The following is a 22,714-nucleotide window of genomic DNA, read 5'->3' on the forward strand; positions in this document are numbered from 1 at the left end:
CCCGCTCCGGGGGCACCGGCACGTCCGCCCGTACGGGCGCCGCCGCTACGCCGGCGCGCCGACCCTCCCGGCCGGGAGCGCGTCCGCGACCGCCTGCCGGGCGAACGCCACCAGTTGGGCGCGCAGGTCGGCCTGCGGCCCGGCGTCCAGGATCAGCCGGGACATCTGGGGCACCGCGTGCGGCCAGGCGGCCAGCGCGATCAGGCTCAGCAGGCAGGAGGTGACCTGCGGGGAGACCTCGGTGCCGAAGGTCTCGGCGAGCGCGGCGACCTTCCGTTCGTAGTGGGTGGCCCGGTGCTCCTCGTTGGACAGCGCGCCGTCCCGGTGGTGCAGGCCCTCCCAGAGCGAGAGCCGCAGCAGGACGGGGTTGGCCCGGTGGAAGTCGTACACCCGGCCCACGTACTCGGCGGGGTCGTCGCCGGGGTGCAGCGGGACGGCTTCGGCGAGTTCGTCCAGGGCCAGCGCGACCACCTGGTCGAAGAGCTTCTGCTTGCTGCCGAAGTAGCCGTAGATGCGCTCCTTGTTGACGCCGGCCAGTTCGGCGATGCGGTCCACGCGGGCGCCCGCGATCCCGTGCGCGGCGAACTCTTCCCTGGCGGCGGAGAGCAGCCGTTGCTTGGTGGAGGTCGGGTCCTGGGTCATGCGGTCAGCGTAGGGCGGGAGGGGCGGGCCTGCCAACCAACTGGATAGTTGACGTCCAACTGGTTGGTTGGTTAACTTCGAACCGCCGCACACGGCCTGCCGCACGGCCTGCCGCGCCCCACTACCGCGCCCCGCCGCCGCCCCGCCCCGCCGACCGACCGACCGCCCAGCCGCCCGACCAGGAGGAACCCGTGTCGACCACCGCCGTCACCGCCACCGCCCCGACCACCGCCGTCACCACCCCGGAAACCGCCGCCGCACCGTCCGTGCACGTCCGCGCCCTGCTCACCTGGCTGGCCGTCTATCCGGCGATCACGCTGGCCCAACTCCTGCTCGGCCCGGAGCTGACCGGCCTGTCCGTGCCGCTGCGGGTACTGGTCATCACCGGCCTGGTCGTTCCCACCGTGGTCTACCTGCTGGTGCCCGCGCTGCTGCGGGCCCGGGCCGCCCTGCTGCGCCGCCGGGGCTGAGGCCCGCGGCCGGCCACCCTTCCGGCCGCGGGTCGCAGCGCCGTCCGGCCGGGCCCGGCCGGTAGCGTCGCGACCGCCCGGGGACGTCCACGGGCGTGCCCACCAGCAGGGAGGTCCCCGGTGATCCGGATGCCCCGGGCCGCCGCCGCGGCCGCCGCGACGGCCCTGGCCGCCGCCGTCCTGGGTGCGGCCCCGGCCGCCGCCACCGGACAGCGGCCCGCCACCGACCGGCAGCCCGCCGCGGAGTCGCTGCAGCGCCGGTTCGCCTCCGCCGCGGCCGAGTTCGGCGTTCCGGAGGGGCTGCTGCTGGCGGTGGCCTACCAGCAGACCCGGTGGGAGTCGCACGACGGGGCGCCCAGCACCACCGGCAACTACGGGGTGGCGGGGCTGACCCGGGTCGACCCGGCCGCCGTCCCGCCCGGCGCGGACGGCCCGCGACTGCACACCCTGGACGCCGCCGCCCGGCTGATCGACCGCCCCGCCGAGCAGGTCGCGGCCGACCCGGCGCAGAACCTGCGGGCCGCCGCCGCGCTGCTGGCGCAGTACCAGCGGGAGTCCGGCCGGGCCGCGAGCACCGACCCGGGCGACTGGTACCGGGCGGTGGCCCGGTACGGCGGCAGCGACGAGAGCCCGTTCGCGGACCGGGTGTTCGACACCCTGCGCACCGGCGCCGAACGCACCACCGCCGACGGCCGGCACGTCCGGCTGGCCGCCGCCCCCGCCCTGCGGGTCGACCGCCCGGCCCGCCCGGCACCCCGCTCCGGCGACGCCGCCGCCGACTGCCCGGCCGGGCTGGACTGCGAGCTGCGCCCGGCCGCGTACGCGCTGACCGACCCCAAGGACCCTTCCTCGTACGGCAATTACACCAAGGCGAACCGCCCGGACGACGGCCAGCGGATCCAGTACGTCGTGCTGCACGACACCGAGGGCGGCTACGACGGCTCGCTCGCCACCTTCCGCAACCCGAAGAGCCAGGCCAGCGCGCACTACCTGGTGCGCTCCTCGGACGGGCACGTCGCCCAGCTGGTGAGCAACCGGGACGTGGCCTGGCACGCGGGCAACAAGACCTTCAACATGCACGGCATCGGCATCGAGCACGAGGGCTACGCCTTCCCCAAGGACCGGCCGACCTGGTACTCGGAGCAGCTGTACCGGTCCTCCGCCGCGCTGGTGCGCCACCTGGCCGCGCGCTACGGCATCCCGCTGGACCGGGAGCACGTCCTCGGGCACGACGACGTGCCGGGCCCGGTGCAGGCGAACGTCGCCGGGATGCACTGGGACCCGGGCACCTTCTGGGACTGGGCGCACTACCTCGACCTGCTGGGCGCCCCACTGCCCGCGCACACCGGGCCGCCCGCGGTCGGCGCGGTGATCACCGTCGCCCCCGCGTTCGACACCAACCGCCCCGCGGTGAACGGCACTCCGGACCGGCCGGAGAACTTCGTCCCGCTGCACACCGGCCCGTCCGCGGACGCCCCGCTGCTGAACGGCGGCACCCGGGACGCCGCCGACTGGCGCGACAAGGCCGTCACCGGCACCCACTACGTGGTCGCGGACACCGCCGACGGCTGGACGGCGATCTGGTACGACGGGCAGAAGGCGTGGTTCGCCGACCCCGCCGGATCGGTCAGCGCCCCCGACACCCGCTCCGGCCGGACGGTGCTCACCCCGCGCCCCGGCGCGGCCTCGATCCCGGTGTACGGCCGCGCCTACCCGGAGGCCGCGGCCTACCGGGGCCACCCGTCGATCCCGGTCCAGCAGGTGGTGCCGCTGTCGGCGACCGTCCCGGCCGGGCAGGCGTACCCGGCCGCGGACGCCGATCCGGTGCGGAGCGACTTCTACTACGCGCGGAACATCGACGGCGACGCCCCGGAGGACCGCACCCTGGTGGTCGGCTGCGACACCTACTACCCGATCCGCTACGGCCACCGGCTGGCCTACCTCAAGTCGACCGACGTGCAGGGCGGTTCGGCGGCCCCGGCCTGCCCCGGAAACTGAGCCGCCGCCCGGCCGGGCGACCGCGTAGGGTCCGCCGCATGACGACGAACTGGGCCGGGGTCCGGGCCCGGGTGGCCGCCCTCCGGCCGTACAGCGGGCGGGTGTTCGGCTCCGGACGGCACCGCTTCACCCTGGCCGACCCGCTGACCGAATCCCAACTCGCCGATTCCGAGCGCTATTTGGGAATCACACTGCCGCCCGAGTACCGCTCCTTCCTGTCCGAGGTCGGCGCGGGCGGGGCCGGTCCCTACTACGGCCTGTTCCCGCTGGCCGACTCCCCGGACGGCTGGGGCTGGCCGGGGCAGTACGACGAACCGGGCGACCTGGCGGCGGAGTTCCTCTCGGCTGCGGAGCGCGAACGGCTGGACGCGGAGCACTCCGCCCGCGAACCCCGGGAGGCGGACTTCCCCGACCCGGACGCCCACCTGGCCGCGTTCCGGGTCTGGGACGACGAGTGGGAGGCGCTGCGCCGCCGGATGACGGCGGGCTCGGTGCAGATCGGCGAGCAGGGCTGCGGCTACTCGTCCTGGCTGGTGGTCTCCGGCCCGCACCGGGGCAGCGTCTGGGACGACGCCTTCGCCGCGGACGGGCTGATGGCGCAGCAGGCCCCGGACTTCCGCACCTGGTACCTGGAGTGGCTGGCCCGCGCCGAGGTCGAGTCCCGCGGGCGGCGCTGAGCGGCGGGCGCTGAACGCAGCTGCTCAGCGGCGGGCGGCGGGCGGTGGCTGCCGGGCTTCCGGCGCCGGGCGGCGGGCAGCGGGCGGCGGGCGGCTGGCGGCTGGCGGCTGGCGCTACTTCCGGCGCAGCGCCTTGCGGGTGTTGCGCACCCGGCGGTGCAGGCGCTGGACGTTCGCCAGGGTGTGCACCCGGCCGGCCACGGTGAGGCGGTACTTGAGGCGCAGGAAGCGCGGCAGGGCGTCGATCCGGTCGTCCCCGATGGCACTGACCAGCCGGGTGACGTGCCGGTGGTAGGCGTACCGGTAGTCGTGGTCGCCGTCGGGGATCGTCCAGAAGAACATCGGGATCTCCTCGACCAGGGTGTTGTGGTCGTAGGCCCGCAGGTGCTCGCGGAAGACGGGCTCGGGCCGGTCGAGCAGCCAGCCGCGGACGAGTTCGATGGAGCGGACCCGGTCGGCCAGGCCGCGCGGGTCGGTGCGGCGCTGGGTGATCGAGCTGTCGCCGTCCTCGCGGATCCGCCAGTGGTAGACCGGCTCGGACAGCACGTCGACGCGCTCCGCCAGGAAGTGGTGCGGGACGCTGACCGGGGCGTCCTCGTAGAGCATGCCCTCGGGGTAGTCCAGGCCGGCCGCGGCGTAGAAGGAGCGCCGGTAGACCTTGTTCCAGGCGGTGCGGTCGGTGACCAGCGCGGGCAGTTCGCTGACGTGGGTGCGCAGCCGGGTCTCGGCGAACGGGCGGACGTGCACGTGCGAGGGCTCCAGTCCGGCGGTGCGCAGCCGCAGCACGTTGCCGGTGGCGAAGTCCGAGCCGGTGCCGTCCAGGGTGTCGACCATCAGCCGGTAGGCGTGCGGCGGCACCACGTCGTCGCTGTCGACGAAGGCCAGGTACTCGGTGCCGGGGGCGAGGTGGCGCACGCCGGTGTTGCGGGCCGCGCCGAGGCCCTGGTTCTCCTGCCGGACCAGCCGGAAGCGGGGGTCGCTCGCGGCGTACCGCTCGGCGATGGCCGCGCTGCCGTCGGTGGAGCCGTCGTCGACCATGACGCACTCCAGGTCGGTGAACGCCTGGGCGGCGATCGACTCCAGGCAGGCGGCGAGGTAGCGCTCGACGTTGTACACCGGGACGACGACGGAGAGACGGGGTGCCATCGGCTGCGCGGGCCTTTCGGGCTGGGCGCCCGAATAGGCGGGCGGAAATGCCGCCGGGCGCGGACGCGCGCAGCATATCCGGCCCGAACGACCTTGCAGGGAACGGAAGATGGAAAGAAAGTAGCGGAATTCCGTCCTCCGAATTCCGGTGGGCGCCGGCCGCGGGAAAAGGGGCGCCGCGGCGGGCTCCGGGAACGACCGAGCGCCGCTGCCCACCCCCGTGGGGCAACGGCGCCCGAGCTTCCGGACCCCGATCCTGCCGACCGGCTCCACGGTGTGTCAACTATCGTGGATTCCTCCGCCACGATCCGGGCCCCCTGGTGATCATCCACCACGTTTCCGCCACGATTCCGCCAACGATCGTGCAGAACGGGCTGGACGGAGGATACGCCCGGGGGTAAGGACCCTCTATGATCCGGCACATGCCCCAGGACTCATCCCGCGCCGAAGCCCCGGACTTCGCCAGCCGCTTCCGGCGCCTGATAGCGGTGATCTACCCCAAGGACCTCGGCCGCCCCTGGCGGGACACCGAAATCGCCGAAGGCACCGGCCTGAGCGGCACGTACATCGGCAACCTCCGCAAGGGAACCCAGAAACCGAGCCTGGAGAACGCCGTCCGGATCGCGAAGTTCTTCGGCGTCCCGCTGGACTACTTCTCCGATTCCGGGACCGCCCACGCCGTGGAGCAGGACCTGCGCAAGATCGAGGCCCTGCGGGACGCCCGGGTCGAGCGGATCGCGATGCGCGCGGCCGGGCTGCCCCCCGAGATGCAGGACGCCGCACTCACTATTGTGGAGCAGTTGCGGCGGGCCGTGGGCCTGACCGACGGGCAGCCGGACGAGGCCGGCCCGGTGACGTGACGGAGCGCCAGCAGGTGCCGCTGGGACACTGGCGGCTACCGGAAGGGGTCGACGTGCGGGGTGTGGGGAGCGGACTGGGGCGGACCCGCCGGAGGATGCGGGCGGTCGCGCGCGACCTGCGCCTGCCACCGTTGAGCACCGTCGAGGAACTGTGCGACGCGGTCTCCGCGCACCTGGACCGGCCGATCCGGATCGCCCCGCGCCGGATGCGGGTCGGCGAGCCCTCCGGCTTCGTCGAACGCCTCCCCGCCGAGGACGTCGTCCACGTCGAGCAGGAGACCTCCGGACTGCACCGGGCGCACATCGTCTGCCACGAGCTCGCCCACCTGCTCTGCGGCCACCTGAGCGCGCCCCCACCCCCCGGCCAGGACGCCGAACTCGTCGAACTGCCCACCATCGACCCGGACATGGTCCGGCTGGTGCTCGGCCGCTCGCACTACGACGACGCCGCCGAGGAGGAGGCCGAGGTCCTCGGTGCCGAGTTGATGCGCCTGCTGGTCCTCGCCCCCGGCGCCGGCACCACCTCCCAGCTCGCCCCCGCGCTGGAGCACCGCAAGGGACAGCATGTCTGAACTGCCGTACGACCTGGTCTACCTGGGCATCGGCAGCGCCGCCTGGCTGGTCGCCGCGCTGAAGCTCAGGGCCTGGCGGCGCGACCCGTCCTTCGGCCTGCTGGTGGTCGCCCTGGCCATCGCCTCCCCGGCCACCGCCTTCCTGCTCGCCTCCCCGCTGCTGTACCGGACGGTCGGCCGCCTCACCGGCGTCGGGAACCTCGCCACCCTGTTCGTCTACCTCGGCATCGTCGGCTTCTCGGCCGCCGCCGTGGTCCTCGCCCTGGTCTGGACCCCGCCCGAGGAGCGCGCCGGCACCCGGATCTGGGCCCCGCTGGACGACCGGCTGCGGCAGCGGGTGCGCCGCCGCACCGCCGTCTTCGCCGCCCTCGTCCCCGTCCTCGCCGCCCTGTTCCTGGCCGGCGGCCCGTACCGGCCGGAGACCCCGCTCACCTTCGACACCACCTTCGCCCCGCGCACCGCCACCGCCCTGTTCCTGATGCTCTACCAGGGCCTGTTCGCCTACGCGCTGGTCGACATCGGCCGGGTCTGCCTCGGCCACGCCGCCCGGCTCCCCGACGGCTGGCTGCGCCGCGGCATCCGGCTGATCGCCCTCGGCGCGCTCACCGCCTGCGGCTACGTGCTGTGCAAGATCGCCGCCATCGCCCTCGCCCACGCCGGCGTCGACGGCGCCGAATGGCTCAGCACCGCCCTCGGCCCGGCCTTCGCCGCCCTCGGCGCGATCGGCATCACCTGCGGCTTCGCCGGACCGGCCGGCGCCGCCTGGGCCGTCCGCCGCCGCGACTTCCGCGCGCTGCGCCCGCTCTGGGACCTGGTCTACCGGGCCGACCGCCGCCTCGCCCTGGAGGGCCCGCCCTCCCCCGCCTGGCGCGAACGCATCGCCCTGCGCGACCTCGAATGGCGCACCACCCGGCGCGGGCTGGAGATCCGGGACGGCCAGCTGACCCTCCGGCCGTTCGTCGACCCCGCCGCCGTGCACGCCGCCGAACGCCTGGCCGGCCGCGCCTCGCTCGCCCCCGGCCACCGGGACGCCCTGGTCGTCGCCGCCGCGCTGCGCTCCGCCGTCACCGCCCTCGGCACCGGCGCGGTGCCCCGCCCGCGCGAGGAACAGGCCGCCCTGCCCGGCCTGGACACCGCCCCCGCCGAGGAGCGCGCCCACCTCGTCCTGGTCGCCGCCTACCTGCGCTCCCCGCTGCTGGAACGCGCCCTGGAACCCCTCGGGTGAACCCCCCGCCACCCCGGGACGCCTTCGCCGCACTCGTCCTGCACCGCCGCCCGCAACGCGCCCGGGTCGGCCTCTCGCTCGGCTTCGTCCGCACCTTCGCCGTCCCCGAGATCGCCGAAGTCCTGTCCGGCACCGGCAAGTTGGCCGCCGCCCCGAAAGCCCGCGCGAAGGCCACCGGCGCGATGATGTTCGCCCTGATCGGCCACGGCGTCGAGAGCCCCGCCGGACGGGAGATCGTCGCCGAACTCGCCGCGATGCACCGGATCCCCGGCGTGGACGAGGAGCTGATGCGCTACGTCCTGGCCTGCTTCACCGTCTGCCCGGTCGAGTTCGCGGCGGGCACCCCCGCCGAGCGCGAAGCGGCCGCCGCCTTCGCCACCGACCTCGCCGCCGCCCTCCGCCTCCCGCCGCCGCCCGGGCCCACCCTGGCCGAGACCGCCGCCTGGATGCGGGAGTTCGAGACCGCCAGGTTCGCCCCCAGCGAGGCCGGCCGCGCCCTCTGGCACGCCGTCGCCCCGCTCTTCGCCGCCCGCCTCCCCGGCCCCCTCGCCCGGCACGCCCCCGCCTTCGCCGCCGCCCTGCTCGACGCCCCCCTCCGCGACGCCTTCACCCTCCCCCGCCCGCCCCTCCCCCTCCGCGCGGTGGCCCGCCTCGCCTTCCACCTCACCCGCTGACGGAGAGCCGCAACCAGGGGCTCGGGGAACGGCGAGCCCGGGTCTGCGCGAGGCGCACTGCCGGAGCGCGCATCGGCTTCCGGTTCTGTCACTACGACGCAGCAGCACGGACCTCCGATGGGCTCCGGCCGTCAGCAGCACGGACCCGCCGTTCCCCGGGCCCCTGAATGCGCTTACCGCCGGCCGTGCACCCGGCGGTGGCTCCAGGCGAGCAGGCCGAGCAGGATCAGGCCGGACAGGACCAGGCTGGTGCCGGTGGCCCAGCCCGCGAGCGGCAGGGAGGGGACGGCCGCGGCGACGACGCCCGCGGCGATCAGGCCGAGTCCGGCGAGGACCGAGCCCGCGATCCGCCAGCCGGAGGCGACGCTGGCTTCGACGCCCTGCATGGCCTTGGCCCGTACCGGTTCCACGAAGCGGGCGAAGGCCGGTACCGCGCGGGCGACGAGCACCATGCCGGCCAGCAGCAGGAGCATGCCGGGGCCGGGCAGGACCAGCAGCACCACGCCCACCACGATGAGCGCCGTCCCGGCCACGCCGAAGGCCACCCGGGCCACGGGGTGGACCGCGGTCGGGTCCGCCTCGAATCCCGGTCGCTGCTGCTCGTTCATCCGTCCACCCTAACCGGACGGCCCGCGGTTCCCGGAGGCCCGACACCGGGGGCCGGCGGTGCCGCAGTCTCCTGCCGCGCCGCCGGCCCCGCCGGGGGCGTCACATGCCGTTCTTCCGGATCGGGGTGTACGCGGCCAGCTTGGAGATCGGTTCCTGGTGCGAGATGCAGCCCCTGCTGCCGCAGTCCTCCAGGATGATCGCCTGGGTGTGCGCCGCGTCCGCCCAGCCGCCGAACAGCACCACGTGCTGCTCCTTGCTGTTGTCGACCACCAGCGCGTCGCCCGGCTGGAGGTCGCTGCGGGCGATGTGGTGGGCGATGCCCGCCCTCTCGCTGATCAGCGGCCCGGTGGTGGTGCCGGGGCCGGGCAGGCCCCAGGCGGCGGAGACGAAGCCGGAGCAGTCGACCCGGTAGCCGTTGGTGACGGCGCCCTGGCTGTAGCCGAGCTTGCGCTGGACCCGCTCCATCGCCCGTTCGACCATCGCCTTGCGCTCGTCCGACACCCCGTCCAGCTTGGGCTGGGCCTGGACGCCGCCGCCCTCGCCGTTGCGCGGGTGCCGGTGGTCGGACCAGGCGTCCCAGCTGTTGCCGTTGACGATCTTGGTCTTCCAGTCGCCGGTCGAGCGGTCCTTGATCTTGGGGCCGTCGTGCTTGCCGCCCGGCCCGCTGACGATGCCCGTCCCGTCGTTGCCGCTGGTGTCGCTGCCGCCGGTGTGCGGCGAGGAGGGCTGCGCGGCGTGACCGCCGCCACCGCCACCGCCACCGCCGGTGCCCCCGCCACCACCGCCACCGCCCCCGCCCGCGCTGTCGATCCCGGTGCCGGGCGACTTCGGCGCGGGGGGCTTGGGCTGCTCGGAGTGCTTGCGCTTGAGGTCCTCGGCGATCTTCCGCTCGACGTCCTCGTACGCGGCGAGCATCTGCTTGATCTTCGCCGCGTCCTCGCCCAACTCCTTGGTGAGCTTCTCCTTCGCCTTCGTCAGCTCCTCGGCCCGGGCGTGGATCTCCCGGACCCTCCCGGTCACCTCCTCCAGGACCTTCGCCGCTCCGAAGATCCCCAGGATGCCGCCCGAGAAGACGTCGGTGACGGCCGCCTTGGCGATGGTCGCCTTGATGTGGCCGATCTTGCCGGTCATCTCTTCCATGCGCTGGTTGACCTGCTCGAAGTCCCGTTGGATCTTCAGCAGTTCGCCCACCTGGAAACCGAACTGGTCCCCCGCCATCGCGGTGTTCCCCCCTACTTTCTCGTCACCCCGACCGGGAAGTGCTACAGGACGTTGGCGAGCTGCTTGACCGAGCCGCTCAGCTGTCCCAGTTCGTCCGCCACGGTGTTCAGTTCGCGGACCCGGCCCTGGGCGTGCGCGATGAAGGCGTCCGCCGCGGCGCCGTGCCAGGTCATCGAGCCGAGCACGGCGTTGACGTCGCGGCCGAGGCCGTCGACCTGCTTGCCGAGTTCGGCCAGCTCCTCGGCGATCTTGTTCAGTTCCGCGTCGGCGTCGCCGAACATCTTGCCGAGCGCCCAGTGCGCGATCTCGGCCGGCGCCATGACGATGTCCTCGCCGACCTGGACCACGTCGCCGGCGAGGTGCTTGATGTCGCCCCACAGACCCATGACCGTCCCCCTGTCCCCCGCGTACTCCCCGAAAATCCGTTCCCCCCAGGCTAGTCAGTACGGCGCCCGGATGAAATGGGCGGGTCCGGCCCGGGGAGCCCCGTCCGGGCTGTTCGCGGTCCGCCCGCCCCGCCTGTGACACTGGGGGGGCTCGAAACCGACAAAAACCGAGGTGCGCCCCGGCCCCGGCCTTATGCAATCTAGAGGGATGCCCGCAGTGAGTTCTCCCGTCGCCCCGCAGCCCGCCCCCACCTTCGCGGAGCTGGCCGCCCGGCTTCCCGGCGTGATGCTGCGCGACGCGCAGCGGCTCGGCCGCCGCCTGGAGGGCACCCGCAAGGTCAGGTCGGCCGAGGGCCGGCAGAAGGTCCTGGCCGAGCTGGCGTCCGACTTCGACCGTTCCGAGGCCCGGGTGGCGTCCCGGCGGGCGGCGGTGCCGGTGATCCGGTACCCGCAGGAGCTGCCGGTCGCGCAGAAGAAGGACGAGATCCTGGCCGCCGTCCGCGACCACCAGGTGGTGATCGTGGCGGGCGAGACCGGCTCCGGCAAGACCACCCAGATCCCGAAGATCTGCCTGGAGCTGGGCCGCGGCGTCCAGGGCCTGATCGGCCACACCCAGCCGCGCCGGATCGCCGCCCGCACGGTGGCCGAGCGGGTCGCCGAGGAGCTGGACACCCCGCTGGGCGAGGCGGTCGGCTGGAAGGTCCGGTTCACCGACCAGGCCGGCCAGGACACCCTGGTGAAGCTGATGACGGACGGCATCCTGCTGGCCGAGATCCAGACCGACCGGGACCTGCGCCAGTACGACACCCTGATCATCGACGAGGCGCACGAGCGCAGCCTGAACATCGACTTCCTGCTCGGCTACCTCAAGCAGCTGCTGCCCCGCCGCCCCGACCTCAAGGTGGTCATCACCTCCGCGACCATCGACCCGGAGCGGTTCGCCGCGCACTTCGACGGCGCGCCGATCATCGAGGTCTCCGGCCGCACCTACCCGGTGGAGGTCCGCTACCGGCCCCTGGTCGAGGACGAGGACCTCGACGACGAGGACGGCAACGACCGGGACCGCGACCGGGACCAGATCCAGGGCATCTGCGAGGCCGTCGAGGAGCTGCAGGCGGAGGGGCCGGGCGACATCCTGGTGTTCCTCTCCGGCGAGCGCGAGATCCGCGACACCGCCGACGCGCTGACCAAGCTGAAACTGAGGTCCACCGAGGTCCTCCCGCTCTACGCCCGGCTCTCCTCCGCCGAGCAGCACCGGGTGTTCCAGCGGTCCAACTCCCGCCGGGTGGTGCTGGCCACCAACGTCGCCGAGACCTCGCTGACCGTCCCCGGCATCAAGTACGTGATCGACCCGGGCACCGCCCGGATCTCCCGCTACAGCCACCGCACCAAGGTGCAGCGCCTCCCGATCGAGGCCGTCTCGCAGGCCAGCGCCAACCAGCGCAAGGGCCGCTGCGGCCGCACCTCGGACGGCATCTGCATCCGGCTGTACTCGGAGGAGGACTTCCTCTCCCGGCCGGAGTTCACCGACGCCGAGATCCTGCGCACCAACCTGGCCTCGGTGATCCTGCAGATGACGGCGGCGGGCCTGGGCGACATCGCGGCCTTCCCGTTCCTCGACCCGCCGGACTCCCGGAACATCAAGGACGGCGTCAACCTGCTGCACGAGCTGGGCGCCCTCGACCCGGACGAGAAGGACCACCGCAAGCGGCTGACCGAGCTGGGCCGCAAGCTCGCCCAGCTCCCGGTGGACCCGCGGATGGCCCGGATGGTGCTGGAGGCCGACCGGCTCGGCTGCGTCCGGGACGTGATGGTGATCGCGGCCGCGCTCTCCATCCAGGACCCGCGCGAGCGCCCGGCCGAGAAGCGCCAGGCCGCCGACGACCGGCACCGCCGCTTCCAGTCGGAGACCTCCGACTTCCTGTCCTACCTGTCGATCTGGCGCTACGCGCGGGAGCAGCAGAAGGAGCTGTCCTCCTCGGCGTTCCGCCGGATGTGCAAGTCCGAGTTCCTCAACTACCTGCGGATACGGGAGTGGCAGGACGTCTACGTCCAGCTGCGCACCATCGCCAAGCAGCTCGGCGTCACCATCGACGAGCCCCACGACGACGCGGAGCCGGACGCCGACCGGATCCACCAGGCGCTGCTGTCGGGCCTGCTCTCCCACCTGGGCCTGTTCGACGCGGAGAAGCGCGAGTACGCGGGCGCCCGCGGCGCCCGGTTCGCGGTCTTCCCGGGTTCGGGCCTGTTCAAGAAGCCGCCGCGCTGGGTGATGTCGGCCGAGCTGGTGGAGACCTCCCGGCTGTGGGCGCGGATCAACGCGAAGATCGAGCCGGAGTGGGTGGAGCCGCTGGCGGCGCACCTGATCAAGCGCACGTACAGCGAGCCGCACTGGGAGAAGAAGGCCGGCGCGGTGCTGGCGTACGAGCGGGTCACCCTGTACGGGCTGCCGATCGTCGCCCAGCGCAAGGTCAACTACGGCCGGATCGACCCGGAGCTGTGCCGGGAGCTGTTCATCCGGACCGCGCTGGTGGAGGGCGACTGGGAGACCCACCACCGGTTCTTCGCGGAGAACCGCAAGCTGCTCGACGAGGTCGAGGAGCTGGAGAACCGGGCCCGCCGCCGGGACATCCTGGTGGACGACCAGACCCTGTTCGACTTCTACGACGCCCGGCTGCCCGAGGACGTGGTCTCCGGGCGGCACTTCGACGCCTGGTGGAAGAAGACCCGCCGCGAGCAGCCCGACCTGCTCAACTTCGAGAAGTCGATGCTGATCAACGACTCGGCGGACGGCGTCACCGAGGCCGACTACCCGGACTTCTGGCAGCAGGGCAAGCTGCGCTTCCCGCTGACGTACCAGTTCGAGCCGGGCAGCGACGCGGACGGCGTGACGGTGCACATCCCGCTGGCGGTGCTCAACCAGGTGGTGTCGGAGGGCTTCGACTGGCAGATCCCGGGCCTGCGCGCCGAGCTGGTGACGGCCTGGATCCGCTCGCTGCCGAAGGCGGTGCGCCGCAACTTCGTCCCGGCGCCGGACTACGCCCGGGCGGCGATGCGCGAACTGACCGACCGGCAGGAGCCGTTGCTGCCGACCCTGGAGCGGGTGCTGCACCGGATGTCGGGCCTGCCGATCCCGCCGGAGGCGTGGGACGAGGAGCGGATCCCGGACCACCTGAAGGTGACCTTCCGGGTGGTGGACGGCAAGCGGAAGCTCGCCGAGTCCAAGGACCTGGAGGAGCTGCGCCTGAAGCTGCAGCCGAAGCTGTCGGCGACGCTCTCCAGCGCCGCGTCCGGCCGCGGCATCGAGCGCACCGGCCTGTCCGCCTGGCCGGCCGACCTGCCGGTCCTGCAGCGCACCTTCGAGCAGCGCTCCAAGGGCCACTCGCTGCGCGCCTACCCGGCGCTGGTGGACGAGGGCGCCTCGGTCGGCATCAAGCTGTTCGACACCCCGGAGGCCCAGCAGCGGGCGATGTGGGCGGGCACCCGCCGGCTGCTGATGCTGCGGGTCAACTCCCCGGCCAAGTCGATCCAGGGCCGGCTGGGCAACCAGGCGAAGCTGGCCCTGTCGTACAACCCGCACGGCTCGGTCCCGGCCCTGTTCGAGGACGTGGTGGCGGCGGCGACGGACCGGCTGATGACGCTGAACGGCGGGGTGGTCTGGGACGCGGAGGCGTTCGACGCGCTGTACGACAAGGTCCGGGCGGACCTGTACGAGCTGTCGGCGGACACCACGCTGAAGACGGCGTCGGTGCTGATCGCCTTCCACAAGGCGTCCACCCGGTTGAAGTCGGTCTCCAGCCCGGTGCTGCTGTCCGCGGTGAACGACGTCCGGCTGCACCTGGCCTCGCTGGTGCACCCGGGCTTCGTGGCCGACACCGGCTGGCAGCGGCTGGGCGACCTGAAGCGCTACCTGCTGGCGGTGGACCGCCGGTTGGAGGCGCTGCCCAACCACCCGCAGCGCGACCTGCAGAACCTGGTGAAGGTGCAGGCGGTGCAGCAGGCGTACGGGGAGCTGCTGGCGAGGGTGCCGGCGGGCCGGGAGCCGTCGGCGGAGGTGAGGTCGATCCGCTGGATGATCGAGGAGCTGCGGGTGAGTTTCTTCGCCCAGGGCCTGGGGACGCCGAGTCCGGTGTCGGAGAAGCGGATCCTCAAGGCGATGGAGGCCGCGGCGGCCACCCTCTGAGCGCCTGGTCGGGCCGGTTCCGGGGTGCTCCGGAGCCGGTTCGACCTGGGGGGTCGCGATGCAGTACAGTCTGTCTTGTTCGCAGGCGAGAGCAGGCGGGCAAGGATCAGAACACTGGTCCCGTGGAGCAGTTGGTTAGCTCGCCACCCTGTCAAGGTGGAGGTCGCGGGTTCAAGTCCCGTCGGGATCGCAGTAGCGTAAGGCCCGGAACCCCCAAGGTTCCGGGCCTTATCGCATTTCCGGAGCGCCGCACAAGATAACGCGGCTGTGATCACCGTCACTGAACACGTCTTGAGACGCGACTTCGGGAGCATCTCCACAAAGTGCCCCGATTTAATATGTAAAATTGTACTGCCATTCCCAGTAATGCCCCCCTCCCCCAGCCACCCCAATGGGAATCGCGTGCTCCGCCCCGGGCCGCCCTCCCGGGCGCCGCGGGCGGCCTTCCCCGGACATGCCGGAGGGCCGCCCCCTCCGACCCGGCGGAGTCGGAGGAAGCGGCCCTCAAGCCGTCGGCGGCGCCCCGACCCGGCGGAGTCGGGGGGCTGCCCGGGAAGTACGGGGAATCAGACCTCGGTGCGCTGGGCCGGAATACCGGCCAGCAGGGCACGCACCTCCGCCTCGCGGTAGCGGCGGTGGCCGCCGAGGGTCCGGATCGACGTGAGCTTGCCGGCCTTGGCCCAGCGGGTCACCGTCTTCGGATCCACGCGGAACATGGTGGCGACCTCTGCCGGTGTCAGCAGGGGCTCGGCGTCAGGGGTACGAGCGGTCATGAGCGGCCTCCTCGGGAGAACCGAACCAGGGCGGTTCTATCCTTCAAATTCTGCACCTTGACCCGTGATGCCCGAAATGGCACGGACGGGCCGAGTCGGTTATAGGACGAACGGCTTGTCCTGGTGTCTACAACTACACCATCCGTCCAGCCCCATCGGCCATACCGCCAAAATTGACCCCTCACGGGTTCAAGAGCGACGGAAGGCCCCGGACCACCCCATAGCGGACAGTCACGCAGTGGTGACGTCCGGTCACGTTGCGACACGCCTGTGCGCGCTTGGGCTGGTTGTCCCATTTTGGCATATAGGTCTGAGTTCGCGTCAACGGTGAGCAGTATCACGTTCCATGGGGATTGACCCGATCCGGGACCATGGTCCCGGAAACCGTGCCAATGGTACGGACCATCCTCCCCCTGACCCGCCCCTTCGACCAGTGCCAATTTTCTGACGCCCCATCATCCCCTCCGCGTTTCACCCCGGCCGGTTCAGGACGCCTGCCGTAGCGCCAGCACCCGCCGCCAGCGCGCCGTCAGCCCCTCGTAGGCCCGCAGCGCCCCGTCGGTGTCCCCGGCCCGCAAGGCGCCCAGCCCGTCCGCCAGTTCGCCCACCGAGCGCTCCCCGGCCAGCCCGCGCGGCCCCAGCAGCCTGACCAGGCCGCCGTAGTCCAGCTCCACCAGCGAGCGCGGGTGGAACTCCTCCAGCCACCGCCCGACCTCCTCCGCGCCGGCCCCCAGCGGCCCGCCCGGCGCCCGCTCCCGCAGCACCCGGTAGGCCCGGGCCACCCGGCGGCGGGCCTGCACCATCGGCGTCAGGTAGAACAGCGCGGCCGGTTCCGGCCGCTCGCCCTCCCCGGACGACCCGTACTCGCCCTCCGGCACGTGCTGCCGGTCCTCCTCGCCGAACGGCAGGAACCAGCGCAGCGGCACCTCCCAGCGGCTGGCGGCGATCCACGGCCGGGCGTCGGGGTGCTCCTGCTGCCAGCGCTCCCGGTCCGCCTCCCCGGCCGCCCGCAGGGCCGGCGGCAGCACCGTGTCCAGCAGGTGCGCGGGCAGCGTCCGCTGCAGCTCCTGCAGGGCCAGCCAGCCCCGCAGCCGGGTCGTCCAGGGGCACACGTAGGTCACCCCGTCCAGCACCCGCACGTAGGCCCGCTCGTCCTCCTGCTCGGGCAGCGGACGGGGCGTCAGGGCCGCCAGCGCGGCCAGCGCGGCCCGCTGCTCGGCCAGCGCCGCCGCGGTGACCGGCTGCCCCGGCCCCAGGGCGTCCGGGCCGTGCGCGGCCGCGTACGCCTGCCAGCGGGCGCGCTCGGGCTCGGGGAAGGCGGCCAGCGGCTCGTAGACCCGCAGCTGCGCGGTGTACGGAGGAAGCACGGTCGTGCGCCAGGCGGTCACGCTCCGCATCGTCGCACGCGCCCCCCACAGCCGTCAGGGTGTCGGGCGGACGGCTTCGGTCGTTGTGCTCGGGGGGCCTCCGAGGGGCAGATTCGAAGGCGGCCCCGGCACTAGGCTTCGACCAGACGCCCGCACCACCGCCGCGGGCCATCCCTACTGGAGTCACCACAGTGACCGACGTACACACCACGCACCCCGCACCAGGCGTGCTGGGCCGAGTCTTCGGCACCGGCCGGGAGGGGGAGGGGCACGAGCAGGTCGTGCTCTGCCACGACCGCTCCTCCGGCCTCAAGGCGATCATCGCCATCCACTCCACCGCCCTCGGCCCGGCCCTGGGCGGCACCCGCTTCTTCCCGTACGGGACGGAGGAGGAGGCGCTGCAGGACGCGCTGAACCTCTCCCGCGGGATGAGCTACAAGAACGCCCTCGCCGGGCTCGACCTCGGCGGCGGCAAGGCCGTCATCATCGGCGACCCGAACCGGGACAAGAACGAGGCGATGCTGCGCGCCTACGGGCGCTTCGTGGAGTCGCTGCGCGGCCGCTACGTGACCGCCTGCGACGTCGGCACCTACGTCCGGGACATGGACGTGGTGGCCCGCGAGACCTCCTTCGTGACCGGCCGCTCGCCCGAGCACGGCGGCGCCGGCGACTCCTCCGTCCTGACCGCCTTCGGCGTCTTCCAGGGCATGCGCGCCTCCGCGCAGGCCCGCTGGGGCCAGCCCACCCTGCGCGGGAAGCGGGTCGGCGTGGCGGGCGTCGGCAAGGTCGGCCACCACCTGGTCGGCCACCTGGTCGCGGACGGCGCCGAGGTGGTCGTCACGGACGTCTCCGAGACGGCCGTGAACCGGGTCCGGGCCGCCCACCCGGAGGTCGCGGTGGTGGCCGACACCGCCGCCCTGCTGGCCTCCGCACTGGACGTCTACGCCCCGTGCGCGCTCGGCGGCGCGCTCACCGACGACACCGTCGGGGCGCTCGGCGCGGCCGGCACCGCGGTCGTCTGCGGCGCGGCCAACAACCAGCTCGCCCACCCGGGCGTGGAGAAGGACCTCGCCGACCGCGGCGTCCTCTACGCGCCCGACTACCTGGTGAACTCCGGCGGCGTGATCCAGGTCGCCGACGAGATCGAGGGCTTCAACTTCGACCGGGCCAAGAACAAGGCCGCCGGGATCTTCGACACCACGCTGGAGATCTTCACCCGGGCCGCCTCCGACGGCGTCCCCCCGGCGGTGGCCGCCGACCGGCTCGCCGAGAAGCGGATGCGCGAGATCGGCGCGCTCCGCTCGGTGCTGCTCCCGGCGGCCCGCCGGAGCTGACCGCGACCGCCCGCGGCGCGCGGGGCCGGCACCGCCCGGCCCCGCGCATCACGATGTGGAACCGGATTCTCAGTCCGTCCCCCGATCGGGCGATACCGCGCCCCCTTCGGGGGATAATCTCCGTAGGAACGACGGGTCCGGCCACGTGCCGGACAGCCTGCGAAAGCCCCGTAATTCCCCTCTGACCTGGGCGGACCTGGTTCGGGGGGGTTCGGGTGCGCGCCACGTCACACCGGCGACGTACCGTCCGGCGGCGGAAACAGGTACCGTTAATGCTCCAAGGGACGGTTTCCCACTTCGGGCAGGCCGGACCTGATCATCAACACGTGTCAGACTCGGGGCCGTGAGCCCCACCGTTGAGGGGGTCGACCCATGGGGCGCGGCCGGGCCAAGGCCAAGCAGACGAAGGTCGCCCGCGAGCTGAAGTACAACAGCGGCGGGTTCGACGCTAACCGTCTGTCTCACGAGCTGGGTGTATCTCCGTCCACCGCGATCGAGCCTGAGCCGATCGAGGACGACGACGAAGAGGACGACCCTTACGCGGCGTACGCGGACAGGTACAACGACGACGACGATGACGACGAGGACACCCCTCCGGCTCGTCGCCGCGCCTGACGTTCTCCGGCCGGTCCGAGCGCTCCCCGTGAGCGCCGGGCCGGTTTTCGGCGTCCCCGACCGTCGGTCGTCGCCCCCGGTGAACGAGTGGGCCCCGCCGCAGCGCGACGGGGCCCCTCGCCGTGCCTCGGATCAGAACGCCTCGTAGGCGTTGTACAGCGCGGCGCCGCCGTCGTGCTCGTCGGTGCGCTCGACCACGTCGCCCAGCAGCCAGGCCTCCACGTCGCGGTCCTCCAGGACGGCGAGGACGGTGTCGACCGACTCCGGCGGGACGACGGCGACCATGCCGACGCCCATGTTCAGGGTCTTCTCGATCTCCAGGGTCTGCATCGCGCCGACCTTGGCGACGGTGCGGAACACCGGCAGCGGCGACCAGGTGCCGCGGTCCAGGCGGGCGTGCAGGCCGTCCGGGATGACCCGGGCCAGGTTGGCGGCCAGGCCGCCGCCGGTGACGTGCGAGAAGGCGTGGACCTCGGTGGCCCGGGCCAGCGCCAGGCAGTCCAGCGAGTAGATCCTGGTGGGCTCCAGCAGCTCCTCGCCGAGGGTGCGGCCGAACTCCTCGACCCGGCGGTCCAGCGACCAGCCGGCCTGGTTCAGCAGCACGTGCCGGACCAGCGAGTAGCCGTTGGAGTGCAGGCCGGAGGCGGCCATCGCGATCACCACGTCGCCCGCCCGGACCCGGTCCGGGCCGAGCAGCGCGTCCGCCTCGACCACGCCGGTGCCGGCGCCCGCGACGTCGTAGTCGTCCGGACCGAGCAGGCCCGGGTGCTCGGCGGTCTCGCCGCCGACCAGCGCGCAGCCGGCCAGCGTGCAGCCCTCGGCGATGCCCTTGACGATCGCGGCGACCCGCTCCGGGACGACCTTGCCGACGCAGATGTAGTCGGTCATGAACAGCGGCTCGGCGCCGCACACCACCAGGTCGTCGACGACCATGGCGACCAGGTCGTGGCCGATGGTGTCGTGCTTGTCCATGGCCTGGGCGATGGCGACCTTGGTGCCCACGCCGTCGGTGGCGGTGGCCAGCAGCGGGCGCTCGTAGCGCTTGAAGGCGGAGGCGTCGAACAGTCCGGCGAAGCCGCCGAGCCCGCCGACCACCTCGGGCCGGTTGCTCTTCTTCACCCACTGCTTCATCAGCTCGACGGCACGGTCGCCGGCCTCGATGTCGACACCCGCGGCGGCGTAGGTCGCCCCGGTCTCGTTGCTGGTCACTTGATGTGGCCCTTTCGAAGTGGTGGTACCGCCGCCCCCGGCACCCGGGCCGGGGGCGGTGCGCACGGTTACGGGCGTCGCAGCGCGTCCGCCGCGCCGGCGCCGCCCAGCAGCGACTGCACGCCGTCGAGGTCGCTGGTCTGCTTGCCGCCGCGGACCGGCTGCTTGGCCTGGCCGCCTGCGATCTCGGCTTCGAGCAGGAGCTTGCCGAGCAGTGCCGGGTCGGGCAGCTCCATCGGGTACTCGCCGTCGAAGCAGGCCCGGCAGAGCTGGTCCTTGGGCTGCTTGGTGGCCTCGATCATCCCGTCGATCGAGATGTAGGCCAGCGAGTCGGCGCCCAGCGAGCGGCCGATCTCGTCGACCGAGAGGCCGTTGGCGATCAGCTCGGCGCGGGTGGCGAAGTCGATGCCGAAGAAGCACGGCCACTTCACCGGCGGCGAGGAGATCCGGATGTGGACCTCGGCGGCGCCGGCCTCGCGCAGCATCCGGACCAGCGCGCGCTGGGTGTTGCCGCGGACGATCGAGTCGTCCACGACCACCAGGCGCTTGCCCCGGATGACCTCCTTGAGCGGGTTCAGCTTGAGCCGGATGCCGAGCTGGCGGATGGTCTGGTTCGGCTGGATGAAGGTGCGGCCCACGTAGGCGTTCTTCACCAGGCCGGAGCCGAACGGGATGCCGCTGGCCTCGGCGTAGCCGATCGCGGCGGGGGTGCCGGACTCGGGCGTCGCTATCACCAGGTCGGCCTCGACCGGGGCCTCGGCGGCCAGCTTGCGGCCCATCTCCACCCGGGAGAGGTGCACGTTGCGGCCGGCGATGGTGGTGTCCGGGCGGGCCAGGTAGACGTACTCGAAGACGCAGCCCTTGGGCTTGGCCTCGGCGAAGCGCGAGGTGCGCATGCCGTTCTCGTCGATGGCGATCAGCTCGCCGGGCTCCACCTCGCGGATGAAGCTGGCACCGACGATGTCGAGGGCGGAGGTCTCGGAGGCCACCACCCAGCCGCGCTCGATCCGGCCGAGCACCAGCGGGCGGATGCCCTGCGGGTCGCGGGCGGCGTAGAGCGTGTGCTCGTCCATGAAGACCAGCGAGAAGGCGCCCTTGACGTCCGGCAGGACCTTGCGGGCCGTCTCCTCGATGGTGAGGTCCGGGTGGCCCGCCAGCAGGGCGGTGAGCAGGTCGGTGTCGTTGGTCGCCGCGGTCCGGCCGGAGCGGGAGACGTGCTCCTCGCCCGGCAGTTCGGCGACCTTCGCCGCCAGTTCGGCGGTGTTGACCAGGTTTCCGTTGTGGCCGAGGGCCAGCGAACCGTGAACGGTCGCGCGGAAGGTCGGCTGGGCGTTCTCCCAGACCGAGGACCCGGTGGTCGAGTAGCGGGCATGTCCGACGGCGATATGCCCGTGCAGCGACCCCAGCGAGGTCTCGTCGAAGACCTGGGAGACGAGTCCCATGTCCTTGAAGACGAGAATCTGGGAGCCGTTGCTCACTGCGATGCCCGCGGATTCCTGTCCGCGGTGCTGCAGGGCATAGAGGCCGAAGTACGTGAGCTTCGCGACCTCTTCGCCGGGAGCCCAGACCCCGAAGACGCCGCAAGCGTCCTGGGGGCCCTTCTCGCCGGGGAGGAGGTCGTGGTTGAGTCGTCCGTCACCACGTGGCACGTCTCCGAGTCTAGGGCAGCCCGGGCGAACGGCCTGATGGCAGCCTCCTGGTACGCGCGTAGATACCGCCGCTTACCAGTTTTCCGCCCGGCGGGTGGCCGCCTTCACGCCCTTGTCATCAGGCTTTCGCACGGCGGACGGACGACGAAACGTGAGCCTGCTCACGCTGGGTGACCGGAGGGGCCCGGCGGGGCTCAGGCGGTGGGCAGCAGCAGCCGCCAGGAGTGCGGGCGGACCGTCCAGGTGCGGTGGCGGACCGGGCCGACCGGGCAGCCGTCCGCCTCGTAGCCGAAGTCCCGCCCGGCGACGGTGAGCCGGCCGGCCCGGTGCCGCTGCGGGCTGCCGTCGAGGTCCAGGGCGAGCTCCATCCCGCCGTCGACCACCGCCACCCGCAGGTGGCGGACCCGCTGGTGGACGTCGGCCAGCAGGTGGCCGTCGACCTCGATCCGCAGTTCCTCCGGGTCGGAGGGGCTCGCCTGCTCGGCCGCAGCCAGTTTCGCCCATAGCGAACGCCAACCACTCGTCCGGCCCTGGCGCGGGCCGGTGAAGCGCACCTCGGCCAGCACCACGCCGCCGCCGTCGTCCAGCAGCAGGTCCAGTCGGCGGGCGGCGCCGGCCAGCACCGTGCGGGCGGCCGCGACCGGCTCGGCGGGCACCCCGAGCAGCCGGGCGGTGGCGGTGCTGACCGGGCCGCCGACCGGCACCAGGCCCACCGGGTCGCTGTCCAACTCCCGCTGCCGGTGCAGGGCCTGCAGCACCCGCTGGAGCGCCTGGTCGGAGCCGACCACCACGGCCCGCCGCCGCCCCCGGTGCGCGAGCACCCGGTCGAGCTCGGACGGGCTCTGCGGCAGCGCGACCTTCACGTCGGCACCGCCGCACAGCACGTCCTTGGCGATCCGCACCGACTCCCCGTCGGCCTCCCGGGCCGACGGGTCGAGCAGCACCAGCAGCGGCCCGGGGCCCCCGGTGTCGTCCGGGGGGCGGGATACGGGCGTGGACAGCGACGACACGACCGGTCCTTCCTCAGGTAATCTCTCGGTGCAAGAGCCCCTTGCGCCATTGCGCCAGGGGCTTCGTCCATCTCGGGCCAGACTGCGGTCTACG

At 73.0% G+C, this 22,714-nt stretch carries 20 protein-coding genes and 1 tRNA gene; 11 read left to right on the forward strand and 10 right to left on the reverse strand.

Going from position 1 to position 22,714, the window contains the following annotated elements:
* Nucleotides 1–45: 45 nt before the first annotated feature.
* A complete protein-coding gene (locus ACWEO5_RS17985) occupies nt 46–642 on the reverse strand; it encodes a TetR family transcriptional regulator (RefSeq protein WP_452163284.1) in 597 nt (198 codons plus the stop codon).
* A 191-nt stretch (nt 643–833) separates the two neighbouring features.
* On the opposite strand from ACWEO5_RS17985, the gene ACWEO5_RS17990 reads away from it, so the two are divergent.
* The 3 genes from ACWEO5_RS17990 to ACWEO5_RS18000 all read left to right on the forward strand — a co-directional run bounded on the left by ACWEO5_RS17990 (nt 834) and on the right by ACWEO5_RS18000 (nt 3,787).
* Complete coding sequence (locus ACWEO5_RS17990; protein WP_452163285.1) at nt 834–1,112, forward strand: hypothetical protein; 279 nt, start codon at nt 834–836, stop codon at nt 1,110–1,112.
* A gap of 129 nt (nt 1,113–1,241) precedes the next feature.
* Entirely contained in the window at nt 1,242–3,110 is a 1,869-nt protein-coding gene (locus ACWEO5_RS17995; RefSeq protein ID WP_452163319.1) for an N-acetylmuramoyl-L-alanine amidase, read from the forward strand.
* A gap of 38 nt (nt 3,111–3,148) precedes the next feature.
* Nucleotides 3,149–3,787, forward strand: coding sequence for an SMI1/KNR4 family protein (locus ACWEO5_RS18000; RefSeq protein WP_452163286.1), 639 nt, complete (start codon nt 3,149–3,151; stop codon nt 3,785–3,787).
* A gap of 114 nt (nt 3,788–3,901) precedes the next feature.
* Here ACWEO5_RS18000 and ACWEO5_RS18005 read toward each other — a convergent pair whose 3' ends face one another.
* On the reverse strand, nt 3,902–4,933 hold the full coding sequence (locus ACWEO5_RS18005) for a glycosyltransferase family 2 protein (protein WP_452163287.1): 1,032 nt from the start codon (nt 4,931–4,933) through the stop codon (nt 3,902–3,904).
* Between the two features lie 422 nt (nt 4,934–5,355).
* On the opposite strand from ACWEO5_RS18005, the gene ACWEO5_RS18010 reads away from it, so the two are divergent.
* From ACWEO5_RS18010 to ACWEO5_RS18025, 4 genes are all read left to right on the forward strand, one after another.
* Nucleotides 5,356–5,793, forward strand: coding sequence for a helix-turn-helix domain-containing protein (locus ACWEO5_RS18010; RefSeq protein WP_344555137.1), 438 nt, complete (start codon nt 5,356–5,358; stop codon nt 5,791–5,793).
* 131 nt (nt 5,794–5,924) lie between these two features.
* The gene (locus ACWEO5_RS18015; RefSeq protein ID WP_452163288.1) at nt 5,925–6,365 is read left to right on the forward strand and encodes a hypothetical protein; all 441 of its coding nucleotides are present in this window, start codon (nt 5,925–5,927) and stop codon (nt 6,363–6,365) included.
* Nucleotides 6,358–7,590, forward strand: a complete 1,233-nt coding sequence (locus tag ACWEO5_RS18020) for an MAB_1171c family putative transporter (RefSeq protein ID WP_452163289.1) — start codon at nt 6,358–6,360, stop codon at nt 7,588–7,590. Before ACWEO5_RS18015 ends, ACWEO5_RS18020 begins: the two co-directional genes overlap by 8 nt.
* Nucleotides 7,587–8,264, forward strand: a complete 678-nt coding sequence (locus ACWEO5_RS18025; RefSeq protein ID WP_452163290.1) for an oxygenase MpaB family protein — start codon at nt 7,587–7,589, stop codon at nt 8,262–8,264. The genes ACWEO5_RS18020 and ACWEO5_RS18025 overlap by 4 nt, the downstream gene beginning before the upstream one ends.
* 173 nt (nt 8,265–8,437) lie before the next feature.
* On the opposite strand, the gene ACWEO5_RS18030 is transcribed toward ACWEO5_RS18025, so the two are convergent.
* From ACWEO5_RS18030 to ACWEO5_RS18040, 3 genes are all read right to left on the reverse strand, one after another.
* A complete protein-coding gene (locus ACWEO5_RS18030) occupies nt 8,438–8,872 on the reverse strand; it encodes a PGPGW domain-containing protein (protein WP_344555145.1) in 435 nt (144 codons plus the stop codon).
* A gap of 100 nt (nt 8,873–8,972) precedes the next feature.
* Nucleotides 8,973–10,091 (reverse strand): hypothetical protein, encoded by a 1,119-nt coding sequence (locus ACWEO5_RS18035; protein WP_452163292.1) that lies wholly within the window; start codon nt 10,089–10,091, stop codon nt 8,973–8,975.
* A gap of 44 nt (nt 10,092–10,135) precedes the next feature.
* Nucleotides 10,136–10,480 carry a hypothetical protein gene (locus ACWEO5_RS18040; protein WP_344555147.1) on the reverse strand — a complete coding sequence of 115 codons (345 nt, stop codon included), beginning with the start codon at nt 10,478–10,480 and terminating at the stop codon, nt 10,136–10,138.
* A gap of 208 nt (nt 10,481–10,688) precedes the next feature.
* Between ACWEO5_RS18040 and hrpA the strand changes: the two genes are divergently transcribed.
* Both hrpA and ACWEO5_RS18050 read left to right on the forward strand, forming a co-directional pair.
* Nucleotides 10,689–14,663: an ATP-dependent RNA helicase HrpA gene (gene hrpA / locus ACWEO5_RS18045; protein WP_452163293.1), complete on the forward strand. Its 3,975-nt coding sequence runs from the start codon at nt 10,689–10,691 to the stop codon at nt 14,661–14,663.
* Nucleotides 14,664–14,779: 116 nt separating this feature from the next.
* A tRNA-Asp gene (locus ACWEO5_RS18050) sits at nt 14,780–14,853 on the forward strand.
* Between the two features lie 376 nt (nt 14,854–15,229).
* Here the strand turns inward: ACWEO5_RS18050 and bldC are convergent.
* Entirely contained in the window at nt 15,230–15,436 is a 207-nt protein-coding gene (gene bldC / locus ACWEO5_RS18055) for a developmental transcriptional regulator BldC (RefSeq protein WP_030459248.1), read from the reverse strand.
* A 485-nt stretch (nt 15,437–15,921) separates the two neighbouring features.
* Complete coding sequence (locus tag ACWEO5_RS18060; protein ID WP_452163294.1) at nt 15,922–16,833, reverse strand: hypothetical protein; 912 nt, start codon at nt 16,831–16,833, stop codon at nt 15,922–15,924.
* Between the two features lie 161 nt (nt 16,834–16,994).
* Here ACWEO5_RS18060 and ACWEO5_RS18065 point away from each other — a divergent pair, with 161 nt between their 5' ends.
* On the forward strand, nt 16,995–18,137 hold the full coding sequence (locus tag ACWEO5_RS18065; RefSeq protein WP_452163295.1) for a Glu/Leu/Phe/Val dehydrogenase dimerization domain-containing protein: 1,143 nt from the start codon (nt 16,995–16,997) through the stop codon (nt 18,135–18,137).
* A 372-nt stretch (nt 18,138–18,509) separates the two neighbouring features.
* Nucleotides 18,510–18,752, forward strand: a complete 243-nt coding sequence (locus tag ACWEO5_RS18070) for a DUF3073 domain-containing protein (protein ID WP_344555157.1) — start codon at nt 18,510–18,512, stop codon at nt 18,750–18,752.
* A 132-nt stretch (nt 18,753–18,884) separates the two neighbouring features.
* Here ACWEO5_RS18070 and purM read toward each other — a convergent pair whose 3' ends face one another.
* The 3 genes from purM to ACWEO5_RS18085 all read right to left on the reverse strand — a co-directional run bounded on the left by purM (nt 18,885) and on the right by ACWEO5_RS18085 (nt 22,620).
* Nucleotides 18,885–19,961 carry a phosphoribosylformylglycinamidine cyclo-ligase gene (gene purM / locus ACWEO5_RS18075; protein ID WP_030459252.1) on the reverse strand — a complete coding sequence of 359 codons (1,077 nt, stop codon included), beginning with the start codon at nt 19,959–19,961 and terminating at the stop codon, nt 18,885–18,887.
* A 68-nt stretch (nt 19,962–20,029) separates the two neighbouring features.
* A complete protein-coding gene (purF, locus tag ACWEO5_RS18080) occupies nt 20,030–21,610 on the reverse strand; it encodes an amidophosphoribosyltransferase (RefSeq protein ID WP_344555161.1) in 1,581 nt (526 codons plus the stop codon).
* Nucleotides 21,611–21,804: 194 nt separating this feature from the next.
* Nucleotides 21,805–22,620: a diacylglycerol kinase gene (locus tag ACWEO5_RS18085; RefSeq protein ID WP_452163296.1), complete on the reverse strand. Its 816-nt coding sequence runs from the start codon at nt 22,618–22,620 to the stop codon at nt 21,805–21,807.
* Nucleotides 22,621–22,714: the final 94 nt, after the last annotated feature.

This window comes from Kitasatospora sp. NPDC004272 (assembly GCF_053603035.1).